Raw genomic sequence first — 15,783 nt, forward strand, 5'->3', positions numbered from 1 at the left:
AAAGGAAACACGCATCCGATGTCCTACGGAGCATTCGAACTGACCTACTCGGCCGCCCCGAACCGGTACGAGCGGATTCCGTACCGGCGCACCGGGAACTCCGGGCTCGACCTGCCAGCCTTCTCCTTCGGGCTGTGGCAGAAGTTCGGCACCGACTACGCGTACGAGACCCAGCGCGAGATCATCCTGCACGCCTTCGATCTCGGGATCACGCACTTCGACAACGCCGACCGCTACGGCCCGCCGCACCGCGCCGCGCAGCAGAACTTCGGCCGGGTGCTCGGCAAGGATCTCGCCCCGTACCGCGACGAGCTGATCCTCTCCACCAAGGCGGGCAACGCCATCGGCCCGAGCCCGTACCTGAGGGGCGGCTCGCGCAAGTCCATCCTGACCTCGCTCGAGCACAGCCTGCGCGACCTCGGCACCGACTACGTCGACATCTTCTACCACCACAGCCCCGACCTCGCCACCCCGCTGGAGGAATCGGTGGGCGCGCTGGTCAGCGCGGTGCAGCAGGGCAAGGCGCTGTACGTCGGCATCTCCAACTACCAGCCGGACCGCACGCACGAGGCCGCCGAGCTGCTGCGCGCCGCAGGCGTCCCGCTCCTCATCCACCAGGCGCGCTACAGCATCTACGACCGCCGCCCTGAGCAGAACGGCCTGTTGGAGACGGCGCAGGACGACGGCTTCGGCGTGATCGTCTACTCCCCGCTGGCGCAGGGGCTGCTCACCGACAAGTACCTGGGCGGCATCCCGGCGGGCGCGCGGGCGCAGAACAGCACCTTCCTCTCGCCGGACGTCATCGACGAGACCTACCGGCAGCGCACCGCCGAGCTGAACAAGCTCGCCGAGGCGCGCGGCCAGTCGCTGGCCCAGCTGGCGCTGCAGTGGGTGCTGCGCAGGCCCGAGGTCACCTCGGCGCTGATCGGCGCCAGCTCCACCGCCCAGCTGGACCACAACCTGGCCGCGGTGGGCTTCCCCGAGCTGACCGACGACGAGCTCGCGCTCATCGACGAGCACGGGGTGCACGGGACCGGGCTCAATCTCTGAACACCCGCTGACCGGGCCGGAACCTCCACGGTTCCGGCCCGTTCCGCTTTCTCCGAGTTGCTACGGAACCGGCGCGCGAGCACGGCGTCTCCACGTCGGACGTCATCGGCTGGGCCGGGCGCTGCGTGCAGACCGCGCCGGGTGCGTGTTGGCGAGGCCGGGCGACCGGAAGGAGGGCGAGCGCGGCGAGCAGGCAGGCGGCGCCGAGCAGCACCAGGAAGCGCCAGTCCGCGATCCACGCGGCCGCCAGCGGGGTGCCCGCCCTGGAGAGCGCGATCGGCACCGTCATCAGCGCCAGAATGCTGCCGAAGCGCGCCGCCCCGAAGGTGTCCGCGACGATCGACGGCCGCGCCACCACGCTGATCCCGTACCCGAGCCCGAAGGCGGCGACGCAGGCCAGGGTGAGCGGCAGCGAGGTGCCTGCCAGCGGGAGCACCAGCAGCCCGGCGCCCTGCACCGCGAAGGACACCGCGGTCACCCCGGCCATGCCGAACCGCCGGGCCAGCGGCGCCAGCCCCATCCGGGATGCGATCTGCAGCACCCCGACGCCGATCGGCAGCGCCGCCGCCACGGTCGGCGAGAAGCCGACGTCGCGGAACCAGGTCACCATCATGAGCAGGAACGCCGAGGTCACCCCGCTCTGCGCGACGAAGGCGACCACCAGGAACCAGAACCCGGGGGTGCGCAGCGCATCGCCGACCGGCACCCCGACCAGCCCGGTGACCCGCAGGCTGTGCGCGGTGCGCCCGGGAACCGCCCACAGGTGCGCGGGCACCGCGACCACCGCCAGGATCAGCGCCAGCACCACGAGCGTCTGCCGCCAGCCGAGCACACCCTCCAGCCAGCCCGCGAGGAAGTAGTAGAAGCTGGTGGCGAGGCCGCAGATCATGGTCACCGCGATGATCGCGCCGTCCCGGTGCGCGGCGTCGGTGACCACCACCAGCACCGCGAACGCCGCCTCGTAGGTCGACATCGCCAGCGCCAGCCCGACCAGCACGAAGGCCAGGTACAGCGGGGGCAGCGCGGTCGCCTGCGACCACAGCAGCACCGCGACCACCCCGATCGCCGAACCCGCGGTCATCAGCAGCCTACCGCCGTACCGGTCCAGCATGGCGCCGACCGGGACCGCGGCGAACGCCCCGATCAGCGTCGAGATGGTGGCCGCCACCGCCACCTCGGTGCGCGAGGCGTGCAGCGCCTCCGACATCGGGACGAGCAACACCGTGAACGCCTGGATGAGCGCGCCGTAGGCGACGGTATTGGTGAGCGCGAAGACGCCGACCAGGCGCTTCCAGCGCAGATCAGGGGGAGCGGAGGTGGTCTCCGCGCTCATCCGCGGAGCAGCGGGAGCAGCTGGTCCCCCTGCCTGCCGATCTCGCGCAGGTACGGGGTGTCGGAGAGCACGAAGTGCGTGATGCCGAGGTCCTGGTAGCGGCGCAGCGATTTCGCCACGTCCTCCGCGGAGCCGACCAGCCAGGTGGTGCCCGCCCCGCCGCCACCGTAGCGGCCGGGCGCGGTGTAGAGGTTGGTGTCCAGCACGTCACCGCGCTCGGCCAGGTCGAGCAGCCGCTGCTGCCCGACGGCGCTGCGCCGGAACGGGTTCCGGTGGTCGAGGTCGACCTGCTGCGCCGCCATCTCGGCGACCTTGGCCTCCGCCTCGGCCCACGCCTGCTCGGTGGTGTCGCGCACGAACGTGGTGACCCGCAGCCCGAACTCGAGCGGGGCGTGCTCGCGGCCGAGCTCGGCGCTGAGCGCCTTCAGCCGCTCGATCCGCTCCTGCACGCCGGAGAGCGGCTCGCCCCAGAAGAGCTGCACGTCGGCCTCGGTGGCAGCGACCCGCTCGGCCGCTTCGGAGGCGCCGCCGAAGTAGAGCTTCGGGTGCTTCCGGTCGCCGCGCCTGGCGATCCGCGGCTGCACGGTCGAGTTGGTGACCTGGTAGTGCTCGCCGCGGTAGGTGACGTCGTCCTCGGTCCACAGCCTGCGGACCAGCTGCATGAACTCCTTCGTGCGGCCGTAGCGGTCGGCCTGGTCGCCCTCGGCGTCGCCGTAGGCGCCGAGATCGTCCTTGCCGGAGACGATGTTGACCCGCACCCGGCCGCCGGTCAGGTGGTCGAGCGCGGCGGCCGAGGCGGCGAAGTTCGCGGGCCGCCAGTAGCCGGGGCGCACCGCGATCAGCGGCTCGAAGGTGGTGGTGCGGGCGGCCAGCGCGGTGGCGACGGTGAAGGTGTCCGGGCGGCCCCAGCCGGTGCCGAGCAGCGCGCCGCGCCAGCCGTGCTCCTCCAGCGCCCTGGCCTGGGTGGTCAGCGTCTCCAGGCTGTTGTGCTCCGCCGAGACGGGTTCGCCGCGGTGGCCGGGGACGACCTGGTTCGGGATGTACCAGAGGAATTCGAGCGTCATCGAGGGTGCGTCCTGTTCGTTTTCAGCGGGCGAGCCGGGCGAGCTGGGCGCGCCGGACATCCCCGGTCTGTCCCTGGACCAGCACGAAGAGCGCGGAGCGCGCGTGCAGCTGCGCGGTGTCGTCGCTGCCGAGGCCGCGGCCGGAGCGGACGATCAGCAGCGCGCGGGTGAGCGTGCCGAGCGCCTCGCCGCTCGCCGCCTTGGTGGCCAGCCGCTCGTCCAGCCGGTGCGGGCCGCCGCCGTGCGCCAGCGCCTCGTCGGCGAGCGCGTAGGCGGTGTCCCGGATCCGGGCCACCCGCGGACGCCAGCTCACCGCGACCGCGCGGGCATCGGGGTCGGCGGCCTCCAGCTCGCGCAGCACCGCCTCGGCCAGGCCGAAGTGGTGGCCGCGGGCGTCGCTCGCCGTGCCGATGTCGTCGTACCTGGTCTGCTCCAGGGTCTGCGCGGTCAGGACGTGCGCGTCCGGGACGAAGACCGACTCGAGCCGCACCCGCGCGGTCCGGCTGCCCGCGACCGCGCCCAGCTCCAGCAGCCCCGCGCTGCTGACCCCGGCGCCGATCGGGACCAGCGCGGTGACCACGGTCTCGGTCGCCGCCTGCACCGCGGCGACGGTGAGCACCGCGTTCAGCCCCCAGCCGCTCACCCAGGAGATGGTGCCGTCGAAGACCCAGCCGCCCTCGGTCCTGCGCGCCGCGATGTAGTGGTCGGGGAAGCGCCGCACGTCGCTGACCCCGGCGCCGAGCAGCAGCTCGCCGCGCAGGATGCGCTCGGCCAGCTCCGGGATCGGCCTGCCCTGCTTGCGCAGCTCGGTGATCCGCCCGGCCAGCGGCGCGTGCTGCGCCCACACCAGCCAGGTGTCGAAGCAGGCGCCGGCGACGATCTCGTGCAGCCTGCGGTCGGTGCTGCGGTCGAGCGCGAGCCCGCCGTACTCCGGCGGCGCCAAGTGGTTGAGCAGCCCGAGCCCGGCCAGGTCATCGATGTGCGCGCGCGGGACGCCGTCGCGGTCGGTGCGCAGCGCGGCCGGGCGCAGCACCCGCTCGGCGTACTCCCTGACCCGGGCGACCACGGGGTGCGCGTCCGCCGCCGTGACCGCGGCGCCCGCACCGAGCTCCGTCTTCGCCGCCGTCATCGCGGTCCCTCCGTCCGAGCGCACGCCGAACGCGGGCCGCATCCGGACTCCGGAATTATTGCCCCGGCTACCGATCCCGACCCGGCTCCCTGCCCGCCCCTTCACCGATCACACCTGCGGTGAGCTGCGCGGACTTTGTTCGGCGGGAGATAAATTCGCGGCGATTCGAGTGCTCTACCATCGGGGCGTGACCGAGGACCCGAGCGAGCTCACCCCGCGCATCGGCAAGGTGGCGCGCCGGGAGCTCGCCGCGCACGGCTACACCCGGTACGAGCAGCTGAGCGCGGTGCGCGCGCGGGAGCTGCTCGGCATCCACGGCGTCGGCCCCAAGGCGATCCGGATCCTCACCGAGGAGCTGGCCGCGCGCGGCAGCGGCTTCGCCGGTGACTAGTGCGAGCGCGCGGTCCAGCGGCCCGCCTCGTACCGCACCTCGACCGGGTGGTCGAAGGCGGCGGAGACCGTCTTGGTGGTGATCGCCTCGGGTGCCGGGCCCGCGACCACCTCGCGGCCGTCGGCGATCAGCAGGGCGTGCGTGGTGGTGGTCGGCAGCTCCTCCAGGTGGTGGGTCACCAGGATCGAGGCGACATCGGGGTGGGTGTGGTCCAGCCCCGCGATGGTGCTGAGGAGCTGTTCGCGCGCCGCCACGTCCAGGCCGGTGGTCGGCTCGTCGAAGAGCAGCAGTTGCGGCTCGGCGACCAGCGCGCGGGCGATCAGGGCCCGGCCCCGCTCGCCCTGGGAGAGCACCGGCCAGACGCCGTCCGCCTTGTGCGCCAGCCCGACGGTGGCGATCATGGCCTCCGCGCGGGCGACCTCGGACGGGCTCGGGGTCCAGCGCATGGGGGTGTCGACGGTGGCGGTGATGCCGGTGAGCACCACCTCGCGCACGGTCAGCGGGGAGCGCAGCGGGTGCCGCGGGTTCACGTGCCCGATGCCGTGCCGCAGCGCGGCCAGGTCCACCCGGCCCATGCGCCTGCCCAGTACGTCGACGGTGCCGGTGGTGGGGAAGGTGACGGCGGCGCAGAAGCCGAGCAGCGTGCTCTTGCCCGCGCCGTTCGGGCCGAGCAGTGCCCAGCGCTCGCCCGCGCGGACAGTCAGCGAGACGCCGTCGATGATCTGCCTGCCGTCCCGGCGGAAGGTGACGTCGGACAACTCCAGAACGATGTCGCTCACGCTGTGTTATTCGGTCGCATGAGCGAGGGCCCTCCGTGGCTACGCTGCGCTCCCGCCTCCGGGCCTGACTCGCTCACACGTGCTCGGGCGGGAAACCGCCGGTCGCGATCGGACCCCAGCGCTCGATCGTCACCCGGATCAGCGACTTGTCCTGCCTGGCCATGGCGGCGCGGTACTCGTCCCAGTCCGGGTGCTCACCGGCGATGCAGCGGTAGTAGTCGACCAGCCCGTCCAGTGCCTCCGGCATGTCCAGCACCTCGGCCCTGCCGTCCACCTGTACCCAGGCGTCGTCCCAGTCGTCGGAGAGCACCAGCACCGAGACCTCGGGCCTGCGCTTGATGTTCCTGGTCTTGGCCCGCCCCGGGTACGTGGAGATCACGATCCGCCCGTCCTGATCCACCCCGCAGGTGACCGGCGAGATCTGCGGCCGCCCGTCCCCGCGGACCGTGCTCAGCAGCGCGTGGTGCCTGGGCCGCAGGAACTCCAGCAGCGCCGGGCGCTGCACCACGTCGGCGGTGGCGATACGGGGCACGGTGGGTCCTCTCCTCGAACGGCTCAGTCGTCCTCGCTGCCGGTCCGGTCGCCGAGGTACGCGCGCAGCGCCGGATCGTCCGACACCACCCGGTCGACCTCCTCGCCGCCGGTGCACGGCAGCAGCGCGACGGTGATCGCGCCCGCGCTCCGCGCCACGACCCGCCAGGTGCCGCCGGAATCGGTCCAGCGGCGCAGGATCGAAACAGGATCGTCGGTCATCCCCGAGAACCCTAGTCGTTTGCCGAATCGGCGGATTTCTCGGATACTGTCCCGCACGTACGGGGGTGCGGTTCGACCGCTGAAGGGGGAAACGACGTGCTGCAGGCCGACATCGATCAGCTGCGCAGACTGGCGACGACGCTCGACGAGGTGGGGCGGGAGATCGACGGGATCGACGTCCGCACCGCGGGCGATCGGATCGCCGCCGCGCTGCCGGGGTGCTCGCTCGGGCAGGTGTGCGCGCAGGCGGGCGAGTTCTCCGAGGGTGCGTGGCTGCGCGTCGCCCAGCGGGTGCAGCGGCTGGGCGACATCGTCCGGCAGTCCGCGGACAATATCCAGATTACCGAGGAGGAGTTCGCGCAGCGGCTCGACACCATGGACTTCAGGGCCAGGGTGTAGCCGCCGTGCCGACTCGCACCGACATCATCGCGTGGAAGCCGGAGAAGCTCTCCGAATGGGCCGCCGAGATGGAGGCCGACACCGGCTACTACCAGGCCCAGCTCGGCCGGGTGCTGACGCATTTCGGCGGGGCCGGGTGGTCCGGCCGAGCCGCGGACGCGGCCTCCGACCGCTTCGTCGAAGAGCACGACCAGGGCCGGAAGCTCGCCCAGGAGATCATCGACGTCGCCACCGCGCTCCGCGCCGCCGACCAGCGGCTCGCCGACGAGAAGCGGCTGCTGCTGGCGGCGGTCGGCGACGTCGAGGCCGATCCCGCGCTGCGGGTCGCCGACGACTGGGTCGTCTCCGTGGTGGCGGGCGCGGTGGACGAGGTGACGGTCGCCGCCCACCAGGAGGTCGTCCATGCCGCCTACCGCAGCCTGACCGGCGCGATCAGCGAGATCGAGGTCGCGATCACGGCCGCGACGCAGAAGATCCGGGTCCGCGGCGACCAACTCGGTGACGGCGTCGACGCGCCCGACGCCGCGCCCGCCGATTCCGGCGGCCTCGGCAGCGAGGACGGCCGCGCGGTGCGCGAAGCGATCCGCCCCGACGGCACCATCGACACCGAAGCCCTGGACGAGATCTCGACTCGCCTGCCACCGCAGGCGCTGACCCAGAGCGAGCTGGACACCCTGGCCGCGGGCGGCGAGGTCGACACCATGCCCGCCTCGGTGCAGCAGTACTACCGCGAGTTCTACCAAAGCGCGGGCAAGGACGGGATCCTCGCGCTCAACGACCAGTTGAAGGCGCAGGAACAGGCCGGGAACCCGCTCGCCGCGCCCCGGCGCGACGCGCTGGCCAACGGCCTGATGGCGGTGTCGAACGAGAACCTCGGCACCGGCCGCAACCCCGACGGCACGCTGCGCTCGCCGGGCAGCTACCAGCAACTGCCGGAGGACCTGCGCCGCACCATCTCCACCAGGGTCGGCGGCCCGGACGCCAACGCCGACCGCTTCCCGACCTCGCCCCCGGAGACCGACCTGGCCGCGCAGCACCGCTTCCTCGACGACAGCAGCCGCCTCGGCGAACTGCTGAAGCAGTCGAACCCCGGCTACGAACCGGGAGTGGAGCTCTCCCGGGAGCTGACCAGGCAGGCCGCCGCGCTCGGCTCGCCCGGTGCGAACAACGACACCGCCGACCTCCCCGGCGGCACGATTCCCCTGGATTCGCTCGAACCCACCATGCGGGATTTCCTCGAGGTGTCCAGCCGGAACCAGGAAGCGATGACCCAGCTGCTGACCGGCGGCACCGAGCCCGGCTCGCCCCCGCTGGAGGACGGCTACGACCCCAAGAAGGTCTTCCAGCCGCTCCTGCACTACGACTGGACGGACTCGGACGGCGCCGAACCGCCGAAGCTCTTCGAGTGGATCGGCGAGGACGCCGTCCCGCGCGCCGCCGAGCCCGGCGACCCCGGCGTCACCCCCGAACAGTCCGAACGAGCGGGCCGGGCCGCCTCCGGCCTCGCCGAACTGCTGACCGGGAGCAGCCAGGACGATGACCACATCGGCCCGTTCGAAGCCCTGATGAACATGCCGGGCAGCGACGACGAATCGCTCGGCATCGTCAACCCCGGCCTCACCCAGCAGCTGACCGGGGCCATGATCCCGTACCTGGACGCGCTCGCCCTCTCGCCCACGGACCAGACCAGCGGCTTCGAACTGCAGGGCGACCGCAACCTCGACGCCGTCCGGCTGTCCACGCTCTTCAACACCGACCCGGTCTCCTCCGCGGCCTGGAACGCGGCGATCGTCGACCGCACCAACGACTACGCCGCCCAGTTCGCCACGGAGTCGAATCAGCCGTCCAACAATCGGGACGCGCTCGCCAATGCTGCAGGCCGGTTGCTCGGATTCCAAGAGCAGGGGTTGCGCGCCGAGGCCTTCGATCGGGGGTTGAACGAGGAGGAAGCGGAGAAGGAGTCGGCGGAGAAGAAGCAGCTGGGTGTTGATATCGCGGCGTCCGTGCTCTCCGGTGGAGTCGGAGAGAAGGTACCGGTCGCGGGGATCTTCCTGGATGTCGCGGGGCAGGTGATCTCCGATTCCATCGAGCCGAAGGATGTGGAGATTCAGGCGCAGCAGACATCGGTCGACTACAACGATCTTTCCACCCAGCGTCATTACGCGATGTTGCAGGCGCTGGCCGAGCAGAACTCAGGATTCTTCGACACTCCGCCGGACGGAACGCTCCCCGTCCCGTCGAGTTGGATTCAGGACGGCCGCCTGATGTCCTATGAGCAAATCGTCGGAGTCGATGCCGACGACCGTCCACGAGCTATGGTCGATCTGCAGTCCACTGCTGCGGGTTGGCTGGAGGCTTCCAACGTGAACGTCGCTGCGTTTCAGGGTGCGATCAACTTCCACAACGACAACCTTCAAGAGTTCACCTTTTCGCGTGACGACTATCTCAGCCGAGTTCTGAAGGGGTGAGTTGTTCTGCGTTGGCGTATCAGTGCTGCGCTGGTAGCGATCCTTGTCTTCACTGTGAGTTGCGACAGTGATCCGGCCCCGACCGCGGAGCCCGCCCCGCCGACGTGGGCGGTCTCTTTCCGGTGGACGGCCGATTCGGGGATTGATCTCGACGACCGGGAAGGTGTCCATGTACGGGCCGCGATCGAGAGCAACACCATTGCCGATTTCCTCGAGATGGAGAACGCGTATCCCGGGTGGGCCGACTACCCCGGTGCTATCGATATCGATGCGAGGGAGACGAAACCGGCGCAATCTGCTGTCGGGACCGCCTACCTACATCTCATCGACTATCGGAGACCGAACGGTCTGAATACCCTGGTGGTCTGTAAAGACATGACTCAGGTTGCCGTGGAGCAGAGTGGATCTTTCCCACTGCCGAGCCTGTCGGACGATCACAACACATTCGAGGCCGTGGCGGTCGACATCATTCCCGGGCCGATTCCGCGAACGCGGCAGAAACCCACCGAACCGCCGGCAGGCCCGAACTTGAACGGTCCCGCAGGGCGGACGGCTCGCCCCGCGCGGGACGTATTCGACCTTCCGGTGCAGGTGTACTACCCCCACGGCGGAGGGCAGTATCGCAGCCTCTGCGAGTCCTGGGACCGCTGGAAGCCAGGAACTCCGCTTTCCCGCAGCGAAACGGAACCCCCGCCGATCGAACCTTTCACCCCGGGCTGGAACTGACCCGGAGTTCGCTGTGCGCGAAATCGGGGGTGGTGCCGGGTGGGTGCGGCTCTACGCTCGGTACATGAGCGAGCAGCGGCGATTCCAGGTGATTCCGGGCGGGCGGACGGAGACCGAACCGCTGTGGCGCGAGGTGCTCGGCGAACGCCTGCGCGCCCTGCGCACCGAACGCGGGGAGCGGCTGGTGGAGACGGCGGGGCGGGCGGGTATCTCCCCGCAGTACCTGTCCGAGGTGGAGCGCGGCCGCAAGGAGCCGTCCAGCGAGATGATCGCCGCGCTGGCGGGCGCGCTCGGCACCTCGCTGGGCGAGCTGGCGGGCGCGGTGGCGGGCGAGCTGAGCCGCCCGGCCGCCGCGCCGACCGCGATGCTGCGGGCCGCCTAACCCGATCTCGGGGGCAGCACCCGGTCCACCAGCCCGTACTCGACCGCGGCGCTCGCGGTGAAGACCCGGTCCCGGTCGGTGTCGTGGCGCAGTTGCTCGGCGGGCCTTCCGGTGTGGCGGGCGAGGATCGCCTCGATGTCGGTGCGCATCCGGACCAGCTCGTCGGCCTGGATGATCAGGTCGGGGATGGTGCCGCGGCCGCTGGCGGCGGGCTGGTGCAGGACCACGCGGGCGTGCGGGAGCAAGCTGCGCTCGCCCGGCGCTCCGCCCGCCAGCAGCACCGCGCCGACCGCGATGGCCTGGCCGACGCAGGTGGTCTGCACCGGGGCGTTGATGTGCTGCATCGTGTCGTAGACGGCGAGCATGGCGGAGAGGTCGCCGCCCTCGCAGTTGATGTAGAGCTGGATCGGCTGCTCGTGGTTCTCCGACTCCAGGTGCAGCAGCTGCGCGATGAGCGCGTTGGCGACGCCGGAGTCGATCACCGTGCCCAGGTAGACGATCCGCTCGCTCAGCAGGTGCGAGTAGATGTCGGTGATCCGCTCACCGCCGCGCGGGTGCGAGGCGACCACATTGGGAATCGTGTAACTACTCACGCCGTGATCCCCACCCGCTGCCGCTCCGGCACGACCTGCCCGAACGAGTCCACGATATGGTCGATGAAGCCGTACTCGCGCGCCTGGGCAGCGGTGAACCACCGGTCGTGCAGCGAATCCTCGTACACCCGGTCGTAGGGCTGCCCGGTGTCGGCCGCGATCAGCCCGAGCACCGTCTCCACGGTGTAGCGCAGATCCTCGGCCTGCACCTCCACCTCGACCGCGCTGCCGCCGATCCCGGCCGACCCCTGGTGCATGAGGATGCGGGCGTGCGGCAGTGCGTACCGGTGCCCGGGCGAGCCCGCCGACAGCAGGAACTGGCCCGCGCTGCACGCCAATCCGAGCGCCAGCGTGCTGACTTCGCAGGGCACCAGCCGGATCACGTCCCGGATGGCGAGCATGGACGGCACCGAGCCGCCGGGGGAGTGGATCCAGAGCGCGATCCCGGCCCGCGCGTCCGCCGCGGCCAGGGTGAGGAGCTGGGTCATGAGCAGGGTGCCGTTGTCGTCGTCGAGCGCGCCGTCCAGGACGACGATGCGGCGGGCGAGCAGCTGCTCACGGGCCCGCCGATCGAACATCGGGGTCTTGTCGTCGTGTGCCATGGCTCCACCGTGCCGCAGCCGGACGGTGTTTCGCGGTCCGCGCTGCCCCGAGCGGATCTGCTCAGAGCAGAACGCAATCCCCATTTCGCCGACCGATATTCGAATCGCGCACTCGGACCGTGCCGCAGATCGCTGCGGTACCATCTGCTGCATACCGCGCAGTGCGATTGCCGGGGCCATGAGAGCGATTGGCGCGGAATGCGACTCGAGGAGCTTGTGTGACCGTCGAGCCATCCGATGAGGTGGATTTCTTCGTCTCTTACACCGCGGTCGACCGGGAATGGGCCGTGTGGATCACCGACGTTCTGGAGCGGCACGGCTATTCCGTCATCTGCCAGGCAAAGGATTTTCAACCGAGTGATGACTGGAAGCACGGTATGGTCGTCGCGCTGCGGCGTGCCCGCACGGTTCTCGCCGTTGTCTCGGAGCCCTACACGAAGGCGGTCTACAGCGGTGTCGAGTGGGAGCAAGCGGCGCTGGACGACCCGGGCGGGACGAAGGGGCGGCTGCTGCCGGTCTGGGTGACCGACTGGCAACCGATCGGAATCCTCGGTTCGCGAGTCGCGGTGCCGCTTTTCGGGCTCGACGGGGTGGCCGCCGAGGCGGCGCTGCTGCGCGGCGCGGCCGCCGCGGCGCGGCGCGGCGGCCGCACCGCACCGGGCCCGGTGCCGGGCGAGGCGGACCCGGCGGCGCCTGCCCGCTTTCCGGGAGAACGGGTCTCTGTGTGGAATATCGACAAGCCGCGCACGAAAATATTTCCGGGCCGCGCGAAGGAACTCGCGCAGCTGCGTGCCTGCCGGGCGGAGGACGGGCGGCCGGGAATCTGCGCGGTGCAGGGGCTGGGTGGAATCGGGAAATCGCAGCTCGTCATCGAGTACGCGCACCGGCACGCGAGCGAATTCGACGTGGTGTGGTGGATTTCCGCCGAGGAGCCCGTGACCATCTCGGATGGTTTCCGCATGCTGGGCGCGGCGATCGGAATCGAGACATTTCACAGCGCCGAGCAATTGCGCGACCGGGTCTACGAGGTACTGGCGACCACCCGTGGCTGGCTGCTCATCTTCGACAATGCCGATTCCATCGCCGATATCCGGCGTTGGATTCCGCGGAAGGACGAGGCGGGCAGCCGGGGGCAGATCCTGATCACGACCATCCGCGGCGGATTCACCGACATCGGCGCCGTGGTCACGCCCGCGCCGCTCGATCTCGCGGCGGCGACCGCGATCCTGCACAGCCGGGTACCGAGCATGACCGCGGACGAGGCGGCGGCGATCGTGGCGAAGATCGGCAGACTGCCGCTCGAGCTGAAGTCGACGGCCGCCTATATCGACCGGACCCGGTTGAACGCCGCCGAATTTCGCGACCTGGTGGAACGCGAGCCGGAGGTGCTGCTGTACGGCGCGCCGTCGTCGACGGGCGAGCCGGGGATTCCGGCGACCTGGACCCTGAGTTTCGCGCGGCTTCGCGCGGACGCGCCAGCGGCGACGCAGCTGCTCGAGCTGATCGCCTTCCTCGGCGCGGACGCGATTCCGCTGTACCTGCTGACCGGCTCGCCGGAGCGGCTGCCCGAGCCGCTGGCGTCGGCGGTCCGCACCGAACTCGGCGTCAACGACGTGGTGGCGGCGATCGCGGACTATTCGCTGGTCGAGCGGGTCGACGGGAAGCTGTTCGTGCACCGTTCGGTGCAGGCCGCCGTACGCAGGCGGCTGACCGCGCAGCTCGACTGGAGCGGTGCGGTGCCCGCGCCGCTCGTCACCGCGGTCGGTTGCCTCCGGGCCGCGGTGCCGACCGAGATCAGGGGCGCGCCGCGGAGCTGGCAGCGCTGGGCCGAGCTGCTTCCCCATGTCCTCGAGGTCGTCCGCCGCGCTCCTGCCGGTACCGTCCAGCTCGCGGACGATGTGGGCATGCTGCTCGACCACGGTGCCTGCTACCTGCGTGAACGCGGCGTCCTGCGGCAGGCGCAGGAGCTCGCCGAGAACGCTGTCGCCATCGTGACCGCGGCGCACGGCGACCTGCACCCGGCGGTCGGCGCCTACCGCGGCAATCTCGCGATGATCCTGGTCGATGCCGAGCGACCCACCGAGGCGCTCCCGCACGCCGAGCAGGCGCTCGCCATCGCCGAGCGCACGGACGGGTCGCACCCGCTGGAAGCCGCGCGCAGGCGCAGCACGCTGGCGCTCATCCAGCGTGACCGCAACGACGCCACGGCGGCGCGGCGCGGCGCGCAGCGCGCCCTGACCGACACCAGGAAGATACTGGGAGCGGGGCATCCCGAGGTGGCGCTGCGGCTCAACGACCTGGCGAGCATCCTGGCCGCGATGGCGGCGCGGTCGCGGAATCCGACCGCGCTCCGCGAAGCGGAGAAGCACGCCAGGGCGGCCGTGGACATCGCGGAGAAGGCGCTGCCCGCCGGGAGTCCGGAGCTCGCGCGGCACCTGTCGCTGCTGTCCCGGATCCTGCGCTCGCTCGGCGAGTTGCCCGCGGCGCTCAGCGCGGCGGAGCGCGGCATCGCCATCGAACAGGCCGCGTACGGACCCAACCACTCAATCCTGCCGACCCGGCTGCACAATATCGCCGCCATCCTGCGCAGGCAGAAGAAGGCCGAGGCCGCTCTGAGCTTCGCAGCACGGGCGCTCGCCATCGACGAGGCGACCTACGGGCTGCGCAGCCCCGTCCTGGTCTCCCGCCTGCACCAGCTCGCGGTGATCTCGTGCGACCTCGGTGCCTGGGACGACGCCCGCGGCTACGCCGAGCGCGGGTTGCGGATCGCCGAGCGGCCGGACGGCGAACCGTCCCCGTACGCGCGATCGCTGAGCAAGGTGCTGAACCGAATTCCCGCAGACCGGTGAACCGATCGGCCGTTCAGCTCCGCCGCGCCTCGATCAGCTCGGTGAGCAGCCCGAACCCGTCGTGCGCCGCGACCCCGGCGACCGCGCGCTGCACGCCGACCGCCGAGACCTCCAGCGGCTGCATCCGGTCGCTGGCCTCCGCGGTGCAGACCGCGTTCAGGTAGAACTCGGTGGTGGCGGCGCGGTAGAGCGTCCACGTGCGGTCGCCGTCGACCTCGATGCCCGCCGCGTCCAGCCGCGCCGCGTACCGCTCGACCAGGCCGCGCTCGATCTTGCGCAGCAGCTCCGGCTCGACCGAGGCGGTGAGGCTGTAGGCGACGTCCCTGATGCCGGGGCCCGCGGTCGCGATCTGCCAGTCCAGGAAGCCGGGGCCCGCGTCGGTGAAGTACAGGTTGCCCAGGTGCGGGTCGCCGTGCATGAGGGTCTGCGGCACCGACGCCCAGAAGGCGTCGATCTCGGGGGCGCGCTCGTAGAAGATGCGGCACTGGGCCTGCATCTCGGCCGGGATCAGGTCGGCGGCGTGGCCGTCGATCTTCTCCAGGAAGCGGCGCCGGATCAGGTTCGCCAGCTGGTTCGAGGCGGTGGTCCGCTCGGCCAGCGGTGCGAGGTCGGTCCGGAACCGGTCGGTGCCCCAGAAGGTGGCGTGCAGGTCGGCGAAGGCGTCGACCAGCGCCTCGGCCTCGGTGTCGCTGATCGAGTCGAGCACGGTGCGGAACCGCGCCACCTCGGAGAGGTCCTCCAGCACCAGCAGCGAACGCTTGCGGAACCCGCTCACCTCGGCCGCGTAGCAGCGCGGAACCCGCACCGGCGGCTCGTCACCGAGCGCCCGGTAGGCGATGGTCTCCTTGATGCCCATGCCGAACACGTTCATCATCACGTGCTGCAGGTAGTTCTGCGGCGGCAGCTTCAGGAACAGGTGCTCGGGAATGTCCGCGGTGCTCTCCACCGCGATCCGGGCCCGCGCCGCGGTGCCCGAGTGCTCGTCCAGCACCCGGATGGCGGTGATGCTGCCCGCCGGCAGCCCCATCGCCTGCTCCAACCGCCGCGGCCGCAGCCGCTCGGCCTTCAGCGGGATGCTCGCGCCGAGACCGACGCTCCGGTCGAACCCGGCGCGCAACGCCTCGCGCACCCCCATACCGATACTCATAGCCGTCGCGACCGGGGTCGGAATCGTCACGTCTGTCCTGTCTCGTCTCCGTGCGTACAACTCTCGAGGAATCCTAACGACTTCCGGCGGCGGGTGTGGTGGTGCGCGATCGAGCGCT

The 15,783-nt window shown here is 71.0% G+C and carries 16 protein-coding genes; 7 read left to right on the forward strand and 9 right to left on the reverse strand.

Annotated features, from left to right (window positions below; all coding sequences use genetic code 11):
* The first annotated feature begins 18 nt into the window (after positions 1–18).
* Positions 19–1,050 carry an aldo/keto reductase gene (locus tag ACFUUZ_RS13985; protein WP_378695963.1) on the forward strand — a complete coding sequence of 344 codons (1,032 nt, stop codon included), beginning with the start codon at positions 19–21 and terminating at the stop codon, positions 1,048–1,050.
* Here the strand turns inward: ACFUUZ_RS13985 and ACFUUZ_RS13990 are convergent.
* The 3 genes from ACFUUZ_RS13990 to ACFUUZ_RS14000 are packed head-to-tail and all read right to left on the reverse strand — an operon-like array spanning position 1,040 to position 4,576.
* Complete coding sequence (locus ACFUUZ_RS13990; protein WP_378695965.1) at positions 1,040–2,383, reverse strand: MFS transporter; 1,344 nt, start codon at positions 2,381–2,383, stop codon at positions 1,040–1,042. The genes ACFUUZ_RS13985 and ACFUUZ_RS13990 overlap by 11 nt on opposite strands.
* The gene (locus ACFUUZ_RS13995; protein WP_378695967.1) at positions 2,380–3,447 is read right to left on the reverse strand and encodes an LLM class flavin-dependent oxidoreductase; all 1,068 of its coding nucleotides are present in this window, start codon (positions 3,445–3,447) and stop codon (positions 2,380–2,382) included. The genes ACFUUZ_RS13990 and ACFUUZ_RS13995 overlap by 4 nt, the downstream gene beginning before the upstream one ends.
* Before the next feature lie 22 nt (positions 3,448–3,469).
* Positions 3,470–4,576 (reverse strand): acyl-CoA dehydrogenase family protein, encoded by a 1,107-nt coding sequence (locus ACFUUZ_RS14000; protein WP_378695969.1) that lies wholly within the window; start codon positions 4,574–4,576, stop codon positions 3,470–3,472.
* Positions 4,577–4,763: 187 nt separating this feature from the next.
* Between ACFUUZ_RS14000 and ACFUUZ_RS14005 the strand changes: the two genes are divergently transcribed.
* Positions 4,764–4,967, forward strand: a complete 204-nt coding sequence (locus ACFUUZ_RS14005) for a hypothetical protein (RefSeq protein WP_378695971.1) — start codon at positions 4,764–4,766, stop codon at positions 4,965–4,967.
* On the opposite strand, the gene ACFUUZ_RS14010 is transcribed toward ACFUUZ_RS14005, so the two are convergent.
* The 3 genes from ACFUUZ_RS14010 to ACFUUZ_RS14020 form a co-directional block, all read right to left on the reverse strand.
* On the reverse strand, positions 4,964–5,746 hold the full coding sequence (locus ACFUUZ_RS14010; protein WP_378695973.1) for an ABC transporter ATP-binding protein: 783 nt from the start codon (positions 5,744–5,746) through the stop codon (positions 4,964–4,966). The two genes, ACFUUZ_RS14005 and ACFUUZ_RS14010, sit on opposite strands and share 4 nt — an antisense overlap.
* Before the next feature lie 73 nt (positions 5,747–5,819).
* A complete protein-coding gene (locus ACFUUZ_RS14015) occupies positions 5,820–6,278 on the reverse strand; it encodes a PPOX class F420-dependent oxidoreductase (protein WP_378695975.1) in 459 nt (152 codons plus the stop codon).
* A gap of 23 nt (positions 6,279–6,301) precedes the next feature.
* Complete coding sequence (locus tag ACFUUZ_RS14020; protein WP_378695977.1) at positions 6,302–6,499, reverse strand: hypothetical protein; 198 nt, start codon at positions 6,497–6,499, stop codon at positions 6,302–6,304.
* A gap of 96 nt (positions 6,500–6,595) precedes the next feature.
* On the opposite strand from ACFUUZ_RS14020, the gene ACFUUZ_RS14025 reads away from it, so the two are divergent.
* The 4 genes from ACFUUZ_RS14025 to ACFUUZ_RS14040 all read left to right on the forward strand — a co-directional run bounded on the left by ACFUUZ_RS14025 (position 6,596) and on the right by ACFUUZ_RS14040 (position 10,474).
* Positions 6,596–6,898: a hypothetical protein gene (locus ACFUUZ_RS14025; protein ID WP_378695979.1), complete on the forward strand. Its 303-nt coding sequence runs from the start codon at positions 6,596–6,598 to the stop codon at positions 6,896–6,898.
* Between the two features lie 5 nt (positions 6,899–6,903).
* On the forward strand, positions 6,904–9,366 hold the full coding sequence (locus tag ACFUUZ_RS14030; protein ID WP_378695980.1) for a hypothetical protein: 2,463 nt from the start codon (positions 6,904–6,906) through the stop codon (positions 9,364–9,366).
* Between the two features lie 54 nt (positions 9,367–9,420).
* Positions 9,421–10,092, forward strand: a complete 672-nt coding sequence (locus ACFUUZ_RS14035) for a hypothetical protein (protein ID WP_378695982.1) — start codon at positions 9,421–9,423, stop codon at positions 10,090–10,092.
* Positions 10,093–10,156: 64 nt separating this feature from the next.
* Complete coding sequence (locus tag ACFUUZ_RS14040; RefSeq protein ID WP_378695984.1) at positions 10,157–10,474, forward strand: helix-turn-helix domain-containing protein; 318 nt, start codon at positions 10,157–10,159, stop codon at positions 10,472–10,474.
* Here the strand turns inward: ACFUUZ_RS14040 and ACFUUZ_RS14045 are convergent.
* Both ACFUUZ_RS14045 and ACFUUZ_RS14050 read right to left on the reverse strand, forming a co-directional pair.
* Positions 10,471–11,067: a ClpP family protease gene (locus ACFUUZ_RS14045; protein WP_378695986.1), complete on the reverse strand. Its 597-nt coding sequence runs from the start codon at positions 11,065–11,067 to the stop codon at positions 10,471–10,473. The genes ACFUUZ_RS14040 and ACFUUZ_RS14045 overlap by 4 nt on opposite strands.
* The gene (locus tag ACFUUZ_RS14050) at positions 11,064–11,669 is read right to left on the reverse strand and encodes a ClpP family protease (protein ID WP_378695988.1); all 606 of its coding nucleotides are present in this window, start codon (positions 11,667–11,669) and stop codon (positions 11,064–11,066) included. The genes ACFUUZ_RS14045 and ACFUUZ_RS14050 overlap by 4 nt, the downstream gene beginning before the upstream one ends.
* 218 nt (positions 11,670–11,887) lie before the next feature.
* Between ACFUUZ_RS14050 and ACFUUZ_RS14055 the strand changes: the two genes are divergently transcribed.
* Entirely contained in the window at positions 11,888–14,518 is a 2,631-nt protein-coding gene (locus tag ACFUUZ_RS14055) for a tetratricopeptide repeat protein (RefSeq protein ID WP_378695990.1), read from the forward strand.
* Positions 14,519–14,531: 13 nt separating this feature from the next.
* On the opposite strand, the gene ACFUUZ_RS14060 is transcribed toward ACFUUZ_RS14055, so the two are convergent.
* Complete coding sequence (locus ACFUUZ_RS14060; RefSeq protein ID WP_378695992.1) at positions 14,532–15,665, reverse strand: phosphotransferase family protein; 1,134 nt, start codon at positions 15,663–15,665, stop codon at positions 14,532–14,534.
* Positions 15,666–15,783: the final 118 nt, after the last annotated feature.

It is taken from the genome of Nocardia sp. NPDC057353, assembly GCF_042667085.1.
Classification (GTDB): domain Bacteria; phylum Actinomycetota; class Actinomycetes; order Mycobacteriales; family Mycobacteriaceae; genus Nocardia.